The sequence below is a fragment of the Sphingosinithalassobacter sp. LHW66-3 genome (genome assembly GCF_050703275.1).
Classification (GTDB): Bacteria; Pseudomonadota; Alphaproteobacteria; order Sphingomonadales; family Sphingomonadaceae; genus Sphingomonas.
In genome coordinates, this window is the sequence record NZ_CP193482.1 from 1,066,390 (window position 1) to 1,082,784 (window position 16,395).

The following is a 16,395-nucleotide window of genomic DNA, read 5'->3' on the forward strand; positions in this document are numbered from 1 at the left end:
AAGGACGGGACAGGAAAGGCACGCGTGCCTAATCGGCTCCGGACGCGCGATCCGCAAGCCCCTCGACCGGCCCGAGCGCGGCGAGGAAGCGTTCGATGGCGGGGCGCGTCTCGCCCTGCGCGCCCTCGGCGGAGACCAGCACCGCGACGCCCGCCTGCGAACCGCCAAGCAGCTTCGCCTTCAGCGTTTCGAGCTTCACTCGCGCGGCACTGCCGGTGAGCGCGTCGCCGACCCGATACCAGGTGACGGTCTCGCGCTCGATCGGGCCGGGGTGCGTCATGCGCAGCGCAGCGCCGCCGTCGAGCGGCGGCAGATCCTCGATGCGGACCCAGCGATCATTCTGGCGGATCGCGCCCTGGCCGAAGCCGACCAGTTCCTTGCCTTCGTACTGGCTGCCATAGACCGCCACCACCAGATCGACAGGCACGCCCGAGCCGTCACGATAGCGCGCATGCGCGAAGTGATCGGCGCCCGGATAATTCGGAGACCAGGGAGCGGATTGGCTGAGCGGCACCGGCTCCCAGCCGGGCACCGCGGGCAACGTCACCTGCGGCGGGAGCGTGGCCGCGCGCGCGGCGATCGCGCTGCTCCAGGCGAGGAACAGGCTCGCCATCGCCAGCACCAGCAGCCCTGCGACGGGCGCGTCGATGCGGCGCGCGGCCGGCGGCGGGAAATCTGCAGGATCGAACCAGCGCGCATCGGGATCGCGATCGAACCAGCGCCAGCCGATCGCGAGCACGCCCGCCATCACCACACCGAAAAAGACCCAGCCATAGAGGATGTGATCGAAACCGGTCGCAGCCTCGACCGAAGTATGGAAAGCAGCGAAGATCGTGCCCCAGGCGCGCAGTCCGTTCGCGATCATCGGCACGGCCAGCGCCATGGCGAGGAAGGCGATCCGACGCGGCCAGGAAATATAGCAGACGTTCGCAACCAGCACGCCATAGGCGAGCATCGCGATCACGAACTTGGCGCCCGAACAGGCCTCGGCCACTTCGAAATAGCCATTGGGCGTGGTGATGAGCACGCCGTCGACCGTCGCCGGGACTCCGGTGACGTGCAGCAGCGGCATCAGGATCGCGACGGTGAGATCCTGCAACGGCTTCTGGAGCGCCTCGCCGAAAGGCACGAGGAAGAGCATATAGGCGAGCGGAAACAGCAGCGCACGCGCGACATGCGGGCCGAGTACCGTCACCACCGCGCCCTGCAGCATCAGCACCAGCCCGAGGTGGCGGAACAGCGCGACACCCGCCGCATCGCCGAGCAGCCAGCCGAACCCGCCCGCGCCGACCAGCGCCAGCCCCGGCCACCAGCTCGCGGGCGCCAGCTGCGAAAGCTCGGCGCGGCGTTGCCACACCAGCCAGCCCACCACCGGCGCGACGAACAGGCAATGGCCGAAGGTGGTGTTGGTCCAGTAGATCGTCGCGAGATCGGCGACGTCACCGCGAAAGAGGAACAGCAGCACTGCCCAGGCACCGGCGAGCACGGCGGCATGGCGTTGCCAGCCGCGGCCGAAACGGACCTCCTCGGGCGTGAACTCCGACGCCGGATAGGCGAGCGTCACGCCGCCGACCGCCGCGGGGATCGAAGCGGCAGCCCCAGCACCTCATCGAGCGGGGCGAGCCGGGCTTCCCAGCTGTAGCGCTCCATCACCTGGCGCCGTGCGGCGGCGCCGAGCTCGGCGGCCTTGGCCCGATCGGAAAGCAGTTCGGTCACGGCTTCGGCGATTTCGCCCACCGTGGACCCAACGCGGATCGTGCCGCGATGATCGATTCCCTGCGCCGCGGCCGTGGAAGCGACCATCGGCCGCGCCATCGCCATCGCCTCCAGCACCTTGTTCTGCACGCCGCGTGCCAGCTTCAGCGGCGCCACCGTGACCGCGGCGGCGGCAAGCCAGCCGCGCACATCGGCGACTTCGCCGGTCACCATCACGCCGCGCTGCTTTGCCAGCGCCTTCACTGCCTCGGTGGGATTGCGCCCGACGATCGCGAATTGCGCATCGGGATGCGCGATGCGGATGTGCGGCAGCATCGTTTCGACGAACCAGGTCACGGCTTCGATGTTCGGGCGATAATCCATCTGGCCGGTGAAGACGATCAGCGATCCCATCGAATCGATGCGTTTGAACTGGGCGGCCGGGTCGAAGAAATCGGTATCGATCCCGTTCTCGATCGCGTGCACCCGATCGGCGCCCGTGCGCTCGCGAAACAGCTGCGCCTCGGCCTCGCTGACGAAGAGATTGGCGTCGGCGCGTGCGGCGACGGCCTTTTCATGCTGGAGCAGCAGTCGCGATTCGCGCGCCAGCATCCAGCCCATTGGCCCCTTCGACCCCTGCGCATAGGCAGCGAATTTGGCCGAATCCATGTCCACGAAGTCCATGATGACACGCTGGCGCGGCCGCGCCGGGAGATATTGCGCCATCTGGCTGGAGAAGACGAAGATGGTGTCGATCGCATGGCGCGCGAGGATATTGTCGACTGCCTGACGCAGCGGCTGGTTGTCGAACGCCGTCAACGACATCGGCCGGTGCGACATCAGCGCCTGCAGCCCCGCCGTCACCTGCGGCTTCGAGCGCCAGATGATCGAGCGGTTGCCGGTGTATTTCGCAAGACCGCCCTTGCGCTTCAGATCGGCGGGATCGTCGGCGAAGGCGATCAGGTGGACGCGCTTCTTTTCCGACAGATGCTTGAGGATATGAAAGCCGCGGATCTTGTCCCCGCGATCGGGCGGGAAGGGAATCCGGTGCGCGAGGAACAGGATGTCGCCCATCACCCGAGCCCCTTCGAAATCCAGGGGCCGAGGCGATTGGCGATCGGAAGCGGCAGGCGCTGCCACGCCGCCACCTGCAGCCGGTAGCGCGGGTCCTGCGGATTGACGACGCGCGGCGCCGCGCCGTTGGCGGTGCGCGTGAAATAGGCGAGCGGCCGGGGATCAAAACCCCAGTTCTTCTTGAAGGCGGCGGCGCCCGTGCCGGTCTTGGATCGGCCGAAGTCGAAGCGACGGCACCCGCGCTCGCGGGCATGGCTCATCAGACCGAAGTACATATGATCGTTCGCGCGCAGCGCGCGTGCGGCGGCCGTTCCGCCGCCCCAGTAAGGATAGACGGTTCCGTTCCAGTACAGGCTCAGAACGCTTGCCACTGCCACTCCCCGATGCCGAACGGTCAGCATATCCGCGGAATTGCCAAATTCCCGTAAAACCTCCGAAAAGAGCCTCCGGGGAAATACGGGGGTCCCCAAGTTGCGGACCGACTCGGCATAGACGGCATAGTGCGCCGCAGCGTCATCGACGTGACAGCCGACGGATATTTCGAGTTCCTTCTCGAACGAGCGGCGCACCTCGGCACGCTGCTTGCGCGGAACGGCCTTGAGTTCGGCCTCGTCATCCTCGGCAAGATCGCGGGTGAAGCCGCAATAGGTGGTCTCGTCCGCCATCCAGGCGGCGCCCGGATGCGCCCCGCCACGAAGCTCGACCGTCGGACAGCTCAGCCGGGCGGCCAGTTCCCATGCGGCTTCGGCGAGAGGAGCGACAGGCCCCGCTCCTTCGGCAAGAATGCCGCCGCCGACGCCGAAGCCCGCCGAGACGAGCGCACGGCCGAACAGCGGCGAGTGAACTTCCGTGAGCGGCAGCACGCCGGCGACTTCGCCATTGGCACGCTGGGCGATCAGATAGTGCGCCTTCTGACCGCAGCCGCGCGCAACCGCCGTGCTCCAGGCAGGCAAGTGAAACGGCGTGCCCTCGGGATGATCATGCACGAAGGCGCCGATCCGCGCCCGTTCGATCGGGTCGGCGAGGTCGGCGCTGCGCAACGCCAGCGGCCGCGAGAGCAGCGGCGCGTTCAAGCGCGCACCTCTGCGACGCCGTCGAGGACGCGATCGACTCGGTCCCAGCGATGGGCCGCGATCAGCGCCGCCAGCTTGCCGCGCATCGCGCCAAGCCGGGCATAATGCCGCAGGCGGGATTTGAACGGCGCGGAATCGACGCGCGGCTGGCCGGGATCGATCTCCCAGGGATGGAAGTAGAAGACCGCGGGTGCACCCTCCGCATTGGCCGCGCGGATCGCCCGGTCGGTGACGCTGGCCGGGAGCAGGCGAAAGAAGCCGCCGCCCGCCGTCACTTCGCGCCCCATGAACCGCGCGAGCGTGACCGGCAGCTCGATCAGACCCGAATCGTTCAGCGGGCGATAGGCGCGGCGCGGCGCATCAGGCATGCCGTAATGATCGTGCCGGAGCGGCGCAACGCTCGACGAATAGGCATAGCCCTCCTCGGCCAGCACGCGGTGCGCCCAGGGCGTGCGGCTATCGAACGAGAAGCTCGGGGCACGATAGCCAGAGATTTTCGCTCCCGTCGCATCCTCCAGCGTCGCCCGGGCGCGAGCGAGATCGGCGCGGAACTGCTCGGGCCCCATGGTGAAGACGCGCTGATGGTCCCAGCCGTGGCTGGCGACTTCATGCCCCGCCTCGACGATCCGCCGCATCAGCGCGGGATGTCGGTCCGCCACCCAGCCGAGCGTGAAGAAGGTCGCGGATACGCCACCTTCGGCGAACAGCTCGAGCACTGCATCGGTGTTCCGCTCGACGCGGTGTTCGAGCACACTCCATTCCTCGCGCGCGATCACCGTTTCGAAGGCGCCGACCTGAAACCAGTCCTCGATGTCGACCGAGAGGGCGTTGGCGACCATCGACCCGCCTCAGGCGGCCGTGTTGCGGAGCGCGGAGATGTCCGGCCGCTTCGCGCCGTCGCTTTCGACCCAATCGACCAGCAGCGTCAGCACGCGCCGCAGCGCCTCGTCCTGCCCCCGCAGCTGAGTCTCGAGGTCGGCGATGCGGCGAGCGAGCGCCGCGTTGTCGCCAGCGCCCGCTGCCTCTGGGCGCGGTTCCGCGTCCTTGACGGCCGGGGCGGATGCGGACGCGGGCTGCGCCACCGGCTCGGGCGGCGCGACCGGCGCAGGCCCCGACCGCGGACCGGCCGAGAGCGGAGCGGCCGACAGCGGCGTGTCATGATCGAGATCGGCGATCACCGCTTCGAGTTCCGGACCACCGAACGTGTCGATCCGCTCGATCGCGCCATAGAGGAGCACGCGGCCGGCGAGTTGGTTCAGCCGGCGCGGACTGCCGCCCGACCAGCGGTACATCGCCGCGACGGCATCGTTGGTGAAGCGCGGCTTGCCGCGCCAGCCGACGATCGAAAGCCGATGGATCAGATAGGGCTCGACCTCGTCGGCCTCCATCCCGCTGAGATGGTGCATCGCGATCACGCGCTGGCGCAGCTGCTCCAGCCGCGGGTCCGAGAGAGTCGCGCGAAATTCCGGCTGGCCGAGCAGGAAAATCTGCAGCAACGGAAAGCCGCCGGCCTGAAAATTGGAGAGCATCCGCAGCTCTTCCAGGCTTTCGAGCGGCAGTGCCTGCGCCTCGTCCACCACCAGGAGGGTGCGCCGGCCCGTCCGGGCGACGCCGTGCAGCCCCTTCTCGATCGCGGCGAGCATCGCCGCCTTCGGTTGGCCGAGCAGATCGAGATCGAGCCCGGTGCCGACCATCAGCAGCAGATCCTCCGCCTGCACCTGCGTCGAGACGATCTTGATGACGTTGAGCCGTTCCTCGTCGATCTGGCCGAGGAGGTGCCCCATCAGCGTCGTCTTGCCCGCGCCGGGATCGCCGGTGACGACGACGAAGCCCTCGCCCTGCGAAAGACCATAGCCGAGATAGGCCATCGCCTTGCGGTGCGTGGCGGTATCGAACCAGAATTTCGGATCGGGCGTCAGCGCGAACGGCCGGCCGCTCAGTCCATAGTGGTCATCGTACATCATCTCACTCCGCGGGAAGCCCCCCCTCCCCGTTCAGAAACCGTAGCGCAGGCCCAGCAATGCCTGGACGGCGACGCTGTTGTCCGCTTCCGCCGCCTGGCCGACACCATAGATGCCGAGCGCCGCAGTGGCACCGAGGCGGCCGAAGCTGTGCGAATAAGCAGTATTCGCGCCCCAGCCGAACAGCCCCTCCGAACCCGGCAGGCCACTGTCGTAATAGTTCACGAAGAGATTGCCGCTCAGCTGGCCAGAGGCGCCGACCTGCTGCCCCGCGAAGAATTGCGCGTAGAAAGTGTCGTCGCTCAGCCCGTTCACGCTGAACCCGGCACCGCCATCGGGCGCGATGAATTCGCGGTTCGAATAGCCCGCGCCCAGCCCCATCCGCAGCGGACCGCGATTGATCGCGAAGACCGCGTCGACGCCGCGCGCGCGATAGTTGGCGGTCGCGATCGACTGGAAGACGCCCGGCAGGCAACCGCCCGCGGCCGAACCGGAAGCGCCGAACACGCATCCGTTGTAACCGCTGTTGAACGGATCGGAGATCGGGCGGAAGTCGGTCGGAAGCGATGCCAGGCCGTTGCGCAGCTGACGCCCGAAACTCTGCACGCTGTCGTAGACGCCGACCTGGATCGCGCTCGCGCGACCGAGCTGATAGCTCAGCGAACCCGTGTAGCTCCAGCTTCCGTAGCGCTTGCCGACGCGCGCCTCGAGCGAAGTACGCGTGCTGGGGCGCCAGATCACGCCGGCATCCCAGAAAATGCCGTCGATGTCATAGGCGATGCGGCGCGGCGAGGCGGGATCGGTGACCTGGCGGCCATTGCCGTCCGTCACGGGATTGCCCGAAGAGTCGCGCAGCGGATCGCGCTGCCTGATCTCGATCTCCTCATAGCCGACGCCGCCCACGACCGCGAGGCCGCGGCCGACCGGCAGCACTGCGTCGCCGCGCGCATAACGCCCCTCGTAGCGCTGATCGAGCTGGCCCGCCTCCTCGCGCTCCCAGGCGCCGCTGGCGGTGAGGCCGACCGGCAGGACCGCGCCCGCGCGAACGCCGACGCTGGCAGTCGCCAGATGCGACGTGGAATCATCATAAAAGTCGATCGGCGGCTGGCCCGTCGGAGCGCCGGTCACCCCCGGCGCCTCGACGCGCGTATAGCCGAAGCGATAGCCGGCGTTGACGTTCGCCGGACCGACGCGCGTGGCGAGAGTCGGCCCCGCATAGCCCGAGTAGATCTGGCTGACGTTGCTCGTGTTGCCGATCAGGCTTCCGGGGACGTCGCCGCGAACGTCGGCGCGCGCGCGCGTGGCGACCGCGCCGCCTTCGACGCTGAAGCCGGGCAGCACCATGGCGGCGGCGCGGGCGACGCCGGTATGGACGGAGCTGTCCGCCAGATCGTCCTCATAGGCGAAGCGGTGCTCATAGTTGTACGAGACCGCCACCTGGACGCGGCGCGTCTGCACCGAAGCGTCGACACCGGCCGAGACGCGCGTGTAGGTGAGCACGTCATCGCCCGAAAGATCGCCGGTGAGAACCTGCCCCACTTCGATATAGGGCGCGAGGTCGGCGCGCCGCTGGCGATCCTGCGCCGCGGCCGGAAGCGCGAGCGTCGCCGCGGCGGCGAGCGCGATCGCCGAGCACGTCGTTCGCGCGGAGAAGGCACCGTTCGGCAGAGTCACTTCGCCGCCTCCCCGTAATAGGAGCCGAAGCGATAGCCGCTCGGCTGGAACGAGACACCGTTCAGCACGAGCTGGATATGCTCGCACGCGTCGACCATGGCGACGGCCTCGCGCAGATCGCCCTCATTGGTCTGGTCGGCGCGCACGACCAGCATCACCTGCCCGACGTGCAGCGCCAGCACCGAGGCGGGCGACGCCGCGAGCACCGGCGGCGAATCGAAGATGACGATGCGGCGCGAATTGGCCGCGGCGAGCGCATCGAGCACGGCGCGGGCACGGTCGCTGGCGAGCAGTTCGGTGTCGTTCGCCGATTTCGTGCCGGCGGGCAGGATCGAAAGCTGCGGAATATCGGTATCGAGGATGCATTCCTCGACATCGGAGATGCTGCCCGAAAGCGCGTCGAGCAGGCCCGGACCCTCGTCCGCGCCGAGCCGCTTCAAGATATCGGGCTTGGCGAAATCGGCGTCGACGAGCAGGATTTCGAAGTCCTTCTCGGCCGCCATCGAGAGCGCCAGATTGATCGCGCAGAAGGTCTTGCCCTCGTTCTGCCGCGCCGAACAGACGAGCACCATGCGCGCGCGATCGGCGTCGGCACCGGCGACGGCTCGCGCGGTGAGCAGCAGCTGGCGCTTCACCAGCCGGAATTCCTCGGCGAGCGGCGTGACGGCGCTGCCGGGCACGATCATTCCCAGCTCGCTCAGCCGCTCGCGATCGATCGCGACGCGGCGGCGGCCCGGCGCGGCGGATCGGGGCGCCGGATGATCCGGTACGTCGCGGACTTCGGAGCCGCGGCGAATCGTCGGTCCTTCGGGAGCCTGCGCCTTCTCGAACGCAGGCTGGGGGGCCGGTGCCGGGGGAGCGGCGGGAGCCGGCGCGGGGACCGGAGCCGATCGCTCGCGCACCTTGACTGCGGGAGCGACGGGCACTCCGAAATGATAATGCTCCGCCGCTCGCTCGAGCAACGTTCCCTTGTAGCGGCGCGGTGTGGAGTCGTTCATCTGCCCCTCCTCACGCGATCATGCCGCGCTGCACGAATTCCACGCCGACAAGGCCGACATAGGCGATCACCAGTGCGACGGTGCCGCCCGCGAAGAGCGTGAGCCGCTTGCGCCGCAGCGCGCGCTGCGCATCGGTGACGACTTCGCCGATCGCGCCGATCACCGGCATGCCGCTCGCCTTTTCCAGCCGCCGCGCGGTCGGGAAGGTCGTCTGCAAGCGGCCGAGCGCGAAGGCGGCGCCAACGCCCGCGCCGAGGCCGACGATCAGCACGGCGGTGAGCAACAGCGGGCGGTTGGGCGAAGTCGGCACGCGCGGCGCCGTGGGCGGATCAATCACGCTGAATTTCACCGCGTCGGTTTCGGTCTGCACCTGCGAGCGCAGCCGCACCTGTTCGCGATCGGCGAGAAGCTGCTCATATTGCGCCCGGAGCACCTGATAATTGCGTTCGCTCGCCGATTGTTCGGTAGCCGCGCCGGGCTCGGCCTCGAGCCGCTCCTGCAGCTGCTCCAGATCGCCTTCGATCTGCGCCTTGCGCTGCGTAAGCGCCGCCACTTCCGCCTGGCGATCGGCCTGCATCGACTGGAGCCCGACGAGCGCGGGATTCACGGTCGATCCTCCGCCGCCATATACCGGCTCGCTGCGGGCTGCCGCACGTGCCGCCGAAAGCTGGCTCTGCAGCGCCACCACATCGGGATGATTATCGGTCCAGCCCCGCGCCCGCGCTTCCGCGAGCTGGCCTTCGATTGCGGCGAGCCGCGCCCGGGCCGGGCCGGCGGTGGCGGTTCCACCGCCACCCGCGACGGTGCGCGGCGTGGCCGCGATCCGCGCATTGACCGAGTTGAGGCTGCTCTGCGCCGCGACGAGATCATTCTCGATCCGCGAGAGCTCGGTGCGCGCCGCCGACAGGCGCTCGGAAAGCGATCCGGTGCCCGGCAGCGATCCGAGGAACCGCTGCTCGAATTCGGCGCGCGCGGCCTCCGCTTCCTGAAGCTGGCGCTGGCGCTGCTCGAGCTGCTGGTCGAGGAAGCGCAGCGACTGGCTCGTCTCGTCCCGGTCGCTCGCCAGATTGTCCTCGACGAAGATGTCGATCATCTTCTGGACGATCGACTGGGCCAGCCGCGGATCGCCCGCCGTCGCCGAAATCTCGAACAGATTGTCCTGCTGGGCAGTGAGCTTGATCATTTTCTGGAGCGAGGCGACGCGATCCGCCACGTCGCGGTCGCTGGCGACGGTGTTGGCGAGTTCAGTGCCGCGCACGACCTTCTCCAGATTGACCGCAGACGTGAGCGTCTGACGCACGCGATCAATCTCGCGCTGCTGCTGGGCCACCTGATTGACGTTGGTCTGGTTGGGCAGGATCTGGCGCAGCTGGACGAAGACCCGTGCGCGCGATTCATAGACGTTTGGGATCTGCGACACGACGAGCCAGCCGAGCAGGCACACGCCCCACGCGACCGCCAGCGCGATCCAGCGGCGCATCCAGATCGCGTGCAGCGCAGCGCGAAACTCGTCGTAGAGACCTCCCATGCGCGGCGCCTCAGAACATACTCTCGGGGATGATGATCACGTCGCCCGGTTCCAGGCGCACGTTGGCGGAAACGTCCCCATTCTTCAGGAGATCGGACAAACGCAGGCTGTATTCGCGCTGGCGGCCCGAGCTTGCGTCGAACCGCACCAGCCGCGCCCGGTTGCCCGAGGCGAATTCGGAAAGCCCGCCGACGGTAATCATCGCGTCGAGCAGCGTCATGTTCGCGCGATAGGGGATCGATGCCGGCCGCTCGGTGGCGCCGACGATACGCACCTGCTGGCTGGAGGTGCCCGAGAAATTCTCGACGATCACCGATACGATCGGGTCGCGGATATATTCGCTGAGCGCGATCTTCATGTCGTCGGCCAACATCGCCGGCGTCTTGCCGGCGGCGGGCATGTCGCTGATCAGCGGCGTGGTGATGCGGCCGTCGGGACGCACCTGAACCTTGGTCGAAAGCTCTGGATTACGCCAGACGAACACCTGAAGCGAATCCATCGGGCCGATGATATATTCCTCGCCGGGCGCTTCACGGGTGCCGCCGAAGGTTGCCGGCGGCAGTTCGGGGCGGCTCGCGCCCATACAGCCGGCGAGCAGCAGCGCAGCCACAAGCGGCACCGCGACAGTCTTGCCGAATCCGTACAAACCCATTTTCGAACCTCCCGCCACGCACGGCTACTCGCCGGCGACGTCTCGACCGGCCAATCCGCGCAGGAACGGGGAAGCTATGGGGGGCAAGAGGTAAAATTAGCGTTAGGAGTTTCTGCCATTCGCCAGCAGTTCGCGCGCAGGCGGATGGCCGAGGAACGCGCTTGGGCTCGCCGTCGCGCCATAGGCCCCGGCAAGGAACACCGCGACGAGATCGCCGACTTGCGCCTCCGGCAGCGCCGCTCGATCCGCCAGCCGATCGAGCGGCGTGCACAGCGGGCCGACGACCGAGATCGTGCCCGCGGGCCTTGCCTGCATCCGCGCCGCCACTGCGACCGGATAGTTTCGGCGGACGACGGTTCCGAAATTGCCGGTCGCGGCGAGCTGGTGGTGCAGCCCGCCGTCCACCACATAGAAGGTTTCGCCGCCGCTCTCCTTCATGTCGACGATGCGCGTCAGGTAAACGCCCGCCTCTCCCACCAGCCAGCGGCCGAGCTCGATCGCGAAGCGGCTGTCGTCCAGCCCCGGCGGGCGGCTCGCCAGCGCCTCACCGAGCGCCGCGCCGATCGCTTCGACATCGACTGGCGCATCGCCCGCGAAATAGGGGATGCCGAATCCGCCGCCCAGGTTGACGAGCGGCGGCACCCGGCCGACCCTTTGCGCCAGCGCGGCGGCGAGCTTCACCGTCTCGGCCTGTGCCTCGACGATCGCTGCGCTGTCGAGCGACTGCGAGCCGCCGAAGATGTGGAAGCCCTGCCAGTCGGCATTTTCCGCGAGCAGGCGGCGGACGAGGTCGGGCACGCGCTGCGAATCGATGCCGAAGGGGGAAGCGCGGCCGCCCATGCGCATCCCCGATCCGCGCAGCTCAAAGTCCGGATTGACGCGCACCGCCACGCGGGGAGCGATACCCAGCCGCAAGCCGATCGCCAGCGCCCGATCCGCTTCGCCTTCGGACTCGAGATTGATCGTCGCGCCCGCGCGAAGCGCAGCCTCCAGCTCGGCGTCGCGCTTGCCGGGGCCGGCGAAGCTGATGTGCGCGGCGGGCTTCACCGCCAGCGCCTTCGCCAGCTCGCCCGCCGAAGCCACGTCGAGACCGCCGACCCGCGGCGCGATCGCTTCGAGAAGCGGCGCGAACGGATTGGCCTTGATCGCATAGTGGATCTCGACCTCGCCCGGCAGCGCGGCGCGCAGCCGCGCGATCCGCGCAGCGACAATGCCGAAATCATAGACGAAGAGCGGCGTGTCGCCTGCCTCGGACGCCCAATCCCCTGCCGTACGCCCGGCGATGGTGAGCACGTCCTGTCCGGCGAATTCGGGAGGGATCGGCCCCATCGGCTTCGCGCTCGTCATGCTCGTTCCCTTTCGCCGAGCGTCGCCTTCAGCATGGCACGATCCAGCTTGCCGTTCGGATTGCGCGGCAGATCGGCACGCCAGACGAACTCGCGCGGCTGCTGAAAGCTGGGCAGGTCGCGGCGCAGCCGGGCGCGCAGTTCCTCCTCGCGCGCGGAGTCGCCGCGTACCACCACGACGATCGCCTGCCCCAGCCGATCGTCGGGCACGCCGAACGCCGCTGCCTCCGCAGCCTCGCCGCCGGCCAGGACCGCATCCTCGATCTCGGTCGGGCTGATCCGGTTTCCGGCGCTCTTGATCATCTCGTCGTCGCGGCCGACGAAGCGGAGCAACCCGTCGCTCCCTTCGACCACCGTGTCGCCGGACCAGACGGCCCTGCCGTGGCTTTCAGCAAAGCCCGGCGCGGGCCGGAAACGCTGCGCGGTCCGCTCGGCGTCGCGCCAATATCCCTGCGCCACCAGCGGTCCCGCATGGACCAGCTCGCCCGGCTCGTCGGGGCCCGCGCGGCTGCCGTCGGGACGGACGACCAGGATCTCGGCGAACGGAATCGCGCGCCCGATCGAATCCGGGTGAGCGTCGATCAGCGACGGATCGAGATAGGTCGAACGGAAGGCTTCGGTGAGGCCATACATCGCGTAGAGATCAGCCTGCGCGAACCGGCCGCGCAGCCCGCGCACCATGCGCGGAGTCAGCGCGCCGCCGGTATTGGTGAGCCGCCGCACACGCCCCGCCGTCTCCTCGGGCCACTCGGCCTCGAGCAGTTGCACCCACAGCGGCGGCACGCCGGCGATGGTCGTGACGCGGTGGCGCTCCACCGCCTTCACGACGTCGCGCGGCGCGAGATAGTCGAGCGGCACGACACAGGCCCCCGCCGCCCAGCTGTTGAGCAGCTGATTCTGGCCATAGTCGAAACTGAGCGGCAGCACCGCGAGCTGGCGATCGTCGGGAGTGACCTTCAGATAGTGCGCGACGCTGATCGCGCCGAGCCAGAGGTTTGCGTGGCTGAGCATCACGCCCTTCGGGCGCCCGGTGGAACCCGAGGTATAGAGAATCGCCGCCAGAGCGCTCGAATCGGCGGCCGAGGGCGGCAGCGCATCCCCCGCCTCCGCCAGTTCCTCCTCGGTGACGATGCGGCAACCCGGCGGGACGTCGCCGGGCTCGAGCGTGGCGATCCGGGCGGCCTGAGTCACGAGCAGCTCGGCCCCGCTGTCGGCGAGGATATGCGCCACCTGCGTACGTTTCAGAATCGGATTGATCGGGACATGCACCTGGCGCGCGCGCGGCACCGCCAGCGGCAGAAGACAGGCAGTGCGCGTCTTGGGAAGCCAGCTCGCCACGCGGCCGCCGAGGCCTGGCCCAAGCGCCGCCAGCACATGCGCCAGCCGCCCGACCCCCGCCTCAAGCTCGGCGTAGCTGAGCGTTCCCGTGCGATCCTCGAGCGCGGCCGCATCCGGACTGCCGCGCAGCGGCAGCGCGTCGATCGGATGCGGCACGGGATCGAGCGGGATCATCGCATCCCGCATAGCGCCACTGGCCGCTCCGCAGAAAGCCCCTTGGTCTTGGCATCGCTGTCGACAGCCGCTAGCGACGCTGCACCAGCGAAGGAGACGGCGCGTGCTGCCCGAAAGAACGGTCGAGGTCGAGAACACGGTGCGTGCGGTGCTGCGCGACGTGCTTGGCCTGGACCCCGCCCGCGCCGCGACGTTCGATGCGGCAACGCCGCTGTTCGGCGCGCTGCCCGAGCTTGATTCGCTGGCCGTTGCAGGTGTGCTCACCGAGCTCGAGGATCGGCTCGGCATCCTGATCGAAGACGACGAAGTCGATGGCGAGATGCTGGAGACGTTCGGCGCGCTCACTCATTTCGCGGCGGCCAAGGCATTGAAATGATCGACGGATACGACTGGGCCGGCGGGCGCGAGGCGATGCTGCGCTTCGGCCCGGTCGACGCTCCGGTCGTGATCCTGGCACTGCCGCTGTTCGAGGAAGCGAACCGCACCCGCGGCTTTTCCGTGACTCTGCTACGCGCACTCGGCGAGCACGGCATCGGCGGCGCGCTGCCCGATCTGCCCGGCACCGGAGAAAGCCCGGTGCCGACCGAGGAAGCGACCATCCAGGGTTGGCGCGCCGCCTTCGCCGCCGCGGCTGCATCGATCGACGCGCCCTCGATCCATGCGGCGGCGATCCGCGGCGGCGCACTGCTCGACCGGGACGCGGCAGTGGCGAGCCGCTGGCAATTCGCCCCTGCCGCAGGCGATGCACTGGTCCGCGAGCTGCTGCGTGCACAGCGAGTCGCCGAACCCGATTCGGCAGTTACGCTGGATCTCGCCAATCCAGCCGACGACGGCCCGCCGGTGACGCTGGCAGGCAATCGCATTGCCCGGGGGCTGCTGCGCGAGCTCCACGTCGCCGAGCGGAGCCGCGAAGCGCCGCTCCGGGTGGTGCGGCTGGAGAGCGATCCGGCCGTCGCCGATGCGCGCGTGCCCGGCGTGCCACTCTGGCGGCGTGCGGAACCGGACAACGACCCCGCGCTCGCGGCGGTGCTCGCGCGCGATCTCGCGGAGTGGGTGCGGCAATGCGGCGGCTGATCGCGTTTCCCTGCGCCGGCGAGACTCTCGTCGGCACGTTGGACCTTGCCGAGGGCCCCCAGGGCCTGTTGATCGTTTCCGGCGGCAACGAACTGCGGATGGGCGCGCATCGCGGGATGGCGCTCCTCGCGGGGCGCGTGGCGGCCGAGCTGGGCGTTTCCGTCTTTCGATTCGACCGGCGCGGAATCGGCGATTCAAGCGGCGAGAATCGGGGGTTCGACAGCAGCCGCGACGACATTGCAGCGGCGGTGCGCGCCTTTCGTAATGCCGTGCCCAGGCTCGAGCGGCTGACCGGACTCGGCAATTGCGACGCAGCGAGCGCGCTTGCGCTGTTCCACGAACATGCCGGCTTCGATGCACTGATCCTCGCGAACCCGTGGACGATCGAGGCGATCGACGATCTGCCGCCTGCCGCGGCGATCCGCGCGCGCTATGCCGCCAAGCTGAGGGATCCGCGCGAATGGCTGCGGCTGGTACGCGGCGGCGTGGACATCCGGAAGCTGGCCCGCGGCCTGGCCAAGGCTTCCGCCACCCCTGCCCCCGCCGCACCAGCCAGGCTGGCGGCGCGGCTCGCCGGTGCGCTTGATGCCTCGCCGGTACCGGTCACGATCCTGCTTGCTGCAGGCGACAATACGGCGATCGCCTTTCGGGACGAGTGGAAGGCGCCGATGTTCGATCGGGTCCGCACACGCACCGCCCTGCACGGCCGCGATACCGACAGCCACAGCTTCGCGCGCGAGGGCGACAAGCAATGGCTGTTCGAGCGCGTGCGCGAAGCGCTCGGCTGAGCGCTCCACGCAACGATCAGCGCGTCATTCCGCCGCGCGGGCGACGTTCTCGAAATCGGCTTCTGCCAGGAAACGCTCGGCATCGAGCGCCGCCATGCAGCCAGTGCCCGCCGCCGTCACTGCCTGGCGATAATGCTTGTCCATCACGTCGCCGCAGGCGAACACGCCGGGTACGTTGGTCTTGGTGGTGCCCGGAGTGACGATGACATAGCCGTCGTCGTCCAGCGCGACATGGCCGCGGAACAGCTCGGTCGCCGGATGGTGACCGATCGCGACGAACCCGCCCTCGACGTCGAGCCGAGAAAGCTCGCCGGTCTGCGTGTCCTTCAGCTGCAGCGCGACCAGCCCGGCCGGATCACCCTCCCCCACGAAACGCTCGACCTGCTTGTTCCAGAGCACCGTGATCTTCTCGTTCGCGAAGAGGCGATCCTGGAGGATCTTTTCGGCGCGCAGCGAATCGCGGCGGTGGATCAGCGTCACGTCATGGCTGTGATTGGTGAGGTACAGCGCCTCCTCGACCGCAGTGTTGCCGCCGCCGATCACCGCCACCTTCTTGCCGCGGTAGAAGAAGCCGTCGCAGGTGGCGCAGGCACTGACGCCCTTGCCCTTCAGCAGCTCCTCGCTCTCCAGTCCCAGCCACTTGGCCTGGGCGCCGGTGGCGATCACCAGCACGTCGCCGACGTAAACGGTGCCGCCGTCGCCGACGAGCCGGAACGGCCGTTGGCTGAGGTCGACGTCGACGATCGTGTCCCACATCATCTGTGCGCCGACATGCTCGGCCTGCGCCTGCATCTCCTCCATCAGCCAGGGACCCTGGATGACGTCACGGAAGCCGGGATAATTCTCGACATCGGTGGTGGTCGTAAGCTGGCCGCCCGGCTGAATTCCCTGGACGACGATCGGCGCCATGCCCGCGCGCGCGCCATAGATGGCCGCCGACAGACCGGCAGGGCCGGAGCCGAGGATGAGCATGCGCGTGGAGTGGGTTGCAGTCATGGATCCGTCCGATGTTGGCGATGC

At 68.7% G+C, this 16,395-nt stretch carries 15 protein-coding genes; 3 read left to right on the forward strand and 12 right to left on the reverse strand.

The window, feature by feature from the left end; translation table 11 throughout:
* Positions 1-28 precede the first annotated feature (28 nt).
* The 11 genes from xrtA to ACQ450_RS05000 form a co-directional block, all read right to left on the reverse strand.
* The gene (gene xrtA, locus ACQ450_RS04950; RefSeq protein ID WP_431470738.1) at positions 29-1,564 is read right to left on the reverse strand and encodes an exosortase A; all 1,536 of its coding nucleotides are present in this window, start codon (positions 1,562-1,564) and stop codon (positions 29-31) included.
* Positions 1,561-2,769, reverse strand: a complete 1,209-nt coding sequence (locus ACQ450_RS04955; protein ID WP_431470739.1) for a TIGR03087 family PEP-CTERM/XrtA system glycosyltransferase — start codon at positions 2,767-2,769, stop codon at positions 1,561-1,563. The genes xrtA and ACQ450_RS04955 overlap by 4 nt, the downstream gene beginning before the upstream one ends.
* Positions 2,769-3,842, reverse strand: coding sequence for a FemAB family XrtA/PEP-CTERM system-associated protein (locus ACQ450_RS04960; RefSeq protein ID WP_431470740.1), 1,074 nt, complete (start codon positions 3,840-3,842; stop codon positions 2,769-2,771). The genes ACQ450_RS04955 and ACQ450_RS04960 overlap by 1 nt, the downstream gene beginning before the upstream one ends.
* Positions 3,839-4,681, reverse strand: a complete 843-nt coding sequence (locus tag ACQ450_RS04965) for an XrtA system polysaccharide deacetylase (RefSeq protein WP_431470741.1) — start codon at positions 4,679-4,681, stop codon at positions 3,839-3,841. The genes ACQ450_RS04960 and ACQ450_RS04965 overlap by 4 nt, the downstream gene beginning before the upstream one ends.
* Positions 4,682-4,690: 9 nt before the next feature.
* Complete coding sequence (locus tag ACQ450_RS04970; RefSeq protein WP_431471166.1) at positions 4,691-5,803, reverse strand: AAA family ATPase; 1,113 nt, start codon at positions 5,801-5,803, stop codon at positions 4,691-4,693.
* 33 nt (positions 5,804-5,836) lie between these two features.
* Positions 5,837-7,477 (reverse strand): hypothetical protein, encoded by a 1,641-nt coding sequence (locus ACQ450_RS04975; RefSeq protein WP_431470742.1) that lies wholly within the window; start codon positions 7,475-7,477, stop codon positions 5,837-5,839.
* The gene (locus tag ACQ450_RS04980) at positions 7,474-8,475 is read right to left on the reverse strand and encodes an AAA family ATPase (RefSeq protein WP_431470743.1); all 1,002 of its coding nucleotides are present in this window, start codon (positions 8,473-8,475) and stop codon (positions 7,474-7,476) included. Before ACQ450_RS04980 ends, ACQ450_RS04975 begins: the two co-directional genes overlap by 4 nt.
* 10 nt (positions 8,476-8,485) lie before the next feature.
* The gene (locus ACQ450_RS04985) at positions 8,486-10,003 is read right to left on the reverse strand and encodes an XrtA system polysaccharide chain length determinant (protein ID WP_431470744.1); all 1,518 of its coding nucleotides are present in this window, start codon (positions 10,001-10,003) and stop codon (positions 8,486-8,488) included.
* 10 nt (positions 10,004-10,013) lie between these two features.
* Positions 10,014-10,655 (reverse strand): XrtA/PEP-CTERM system exopolysaccharide export protein, encoded by a 642-nt coding sequence (locus ACQ450_RS04990; RefSeq protein WP_431470745.1) that lies wholly within the window; start codon positions 10,653-10,655, stop codon positions 10,014-10,016.
* 102 nt (positions 10,656-10,757) lie between these two features.
* Positions 10,758-12,002 (reverse strand): pyridoxal-dependent decarboxylase, exosortase A system-associated, encoded by a 1,245-nt coding sequence (locus ACQ450_RS04995; RefSeq protein WP_431470746.1) that lies wholly within the window; start codon positions 12,000-12,002, stop codon positions 10,758-10,760.
* Positions 11,999-13,513 (reverse strand): acyl-CoA ligase (AMP-forming), exosortase A system-associated, encoded by a 1,515-nt coding sequence (locus ACQ450_RS05000; protein WP_431470747.1) that lies wholly within the window; start codon positions 13,511-13,513, stop codon positions 11,999-12,001. The genes ACQ450_RS04995 and ACQ450_RS05000 overlap by 4 nt, the downstream gene beginning before the upstream one ends.
* Before the next feature lie 103 nt (positions 13,514-13,616).
* Between ACQ450_RS05000 and ACQ450_RS05005 the strand changes: the two genes are divergently transcribed.
* Genes ACQ450_RS05005 through ACQ450_RS05015 form a run of 3 tightly spaced genes read left to right on the forward strand, consistent with a single transcriptional unit; the run spans position 13,617 to position 15,375 of the window.
* Positions 13,617-13,889, forward strand: coding sequence for an acyl carrier protein (locus ACQ450_RS05005; RefSeq protein ID WP_431470748.1), 273 nt, complete (start codon positions 13,617-13,619; stop codon positions 13,887-13,889).
* On the forward strand, positions 13,886-14,587 hold the full coding sequence (locus tag ACQ450_RS05010) for a hypothetical protein (RefSeq protein ID WP_431470749.1): 702 nt from the start codon (positions 13,886-13,888) through the stop codon (positions 14,585-14,587). Before ACQ450_RS05005 ends, ACQ450_RS05010 begins: the two co-directional genes overlap by 4 nt.
* Positions 14,575-15,375: a hydrolase 1, exosortase A system-associated gene (locus ACQ450_RS05015; RefSeq protein WP_431470750.1), complete on the forward strand. Its 801-nt coding sequence runs from the start codon at positions 14,575-14,577 to the stop codon at positions 15,373-15,375. Before ACQ450_RS05010 ends, ACQ450_RS05015 begins: the two co-directional genes overlap by 13 nt.
* 24 nt (positions 15,376-15,399) lie before the next feature.
* Here the strand turns inward: ACQ450_RS05015 and trxB are convergent, their stop codons facing one another.
* Positions 15,400-16,371 (reverse strand): thioredoxin-disulfide reductase, encoded by a 972-nt coding sequence (gene trxB, locus ACQ450_RS05020; RefSeq protein WP_188055625.1) that lies wholly within the window; start codon positions 16,369-16,371, stop codon positions 15,400-15,402.
* Positions 16,372-16,395 lie beyond the last annotated feature (24 nt).

What these genes read in the sequence shown, in the direction of transcription:
- ACQ450_RS04955 (WP_431470739.1), bottom strand. Translation starts at nt 2,769, where the DNA reads ATGGGCGACATCCTGTTCCTCGCGCACCGGATTCCCTTCCCGCCCGAT.
- ACQ450_RS04965 (WP_431470741.1), bottom strand. Translation starts at nt 4,681, where the DNA reads ATGGTCGCCAACGCCCTCTCGGTCGACATCGAGGACTGGTTTCAGGTC.
- ACQ450_RS04970 (WP_431471166.1), bottom strand. Translation starts at nt 5,803, where the DNA reads ATGTACGATGACCACTATGGACTGAGCGGCCGGCCGTTCGCGCTGACG.
- ACQ450_RS04980 (WP_431470743.1), bottom strand. Translation starts at nt 8,475, where the DNA reads ATGAACGACTCCACACCGCGCCGCTACAAGGGAACGTTGCTCGAGCGA.
- ACQ450_RS04985 (WP_431470744.1), bottom strand. Translation starts at nt 10,003, where the DNA reads ATGGGAGGTCTCTACGACGAGTTTCGCGCTGCGCTGCACGCGATCTGG.
- ACQ450_RS04990 (WP_431470745.1), bottom strand. Translation starts at nt 10,655, where the DNA reads ATGGGTTTGTACGGATTCGGCAAGACTGTCGCGGTGCCGCTTGTGGCT.
- ACQ450_RS04995 (WP_431470746.1), bottom strand. Translation starts at nt 12,002, where the DNA reads ATGACGAGCGCGAAGCCGATGGGGCCGATCCCTCCCGAATTCGCCGGA.
- ACQ450_RS05000 (WP_431470747.1), bottom strand. Translation starts at nt 13,513, where the DNA reads ATGATCCCGCTCGATCCCGTGCCGCATCCGATCGACGCGCTGCCGCTG.
- ACQ450_RS05010 (WP_431470749.1), top strand. Translation starts at nt 13,886, where the DNA reads ATGATCGACGGATACGACTGGGCCGGCGGGCGCGAGGCGATGCTGCGC.
- ACQ450_RS05015 (WP_431470750.1), top strand. Translation starts at nt 14,575, where the DNA reads ATGCGGCGGCTGATCGCGTTTCCCTGCGCCGGCGAGACTCTCGTCGGC.
- trxB (WP_188055625.1), bottom strand. Translation starts at nt 16,371, where the DNA reads ATGACTGCAACCCACTCCACGCGCATGCTCATCCTCGGCTCCGGCCCT.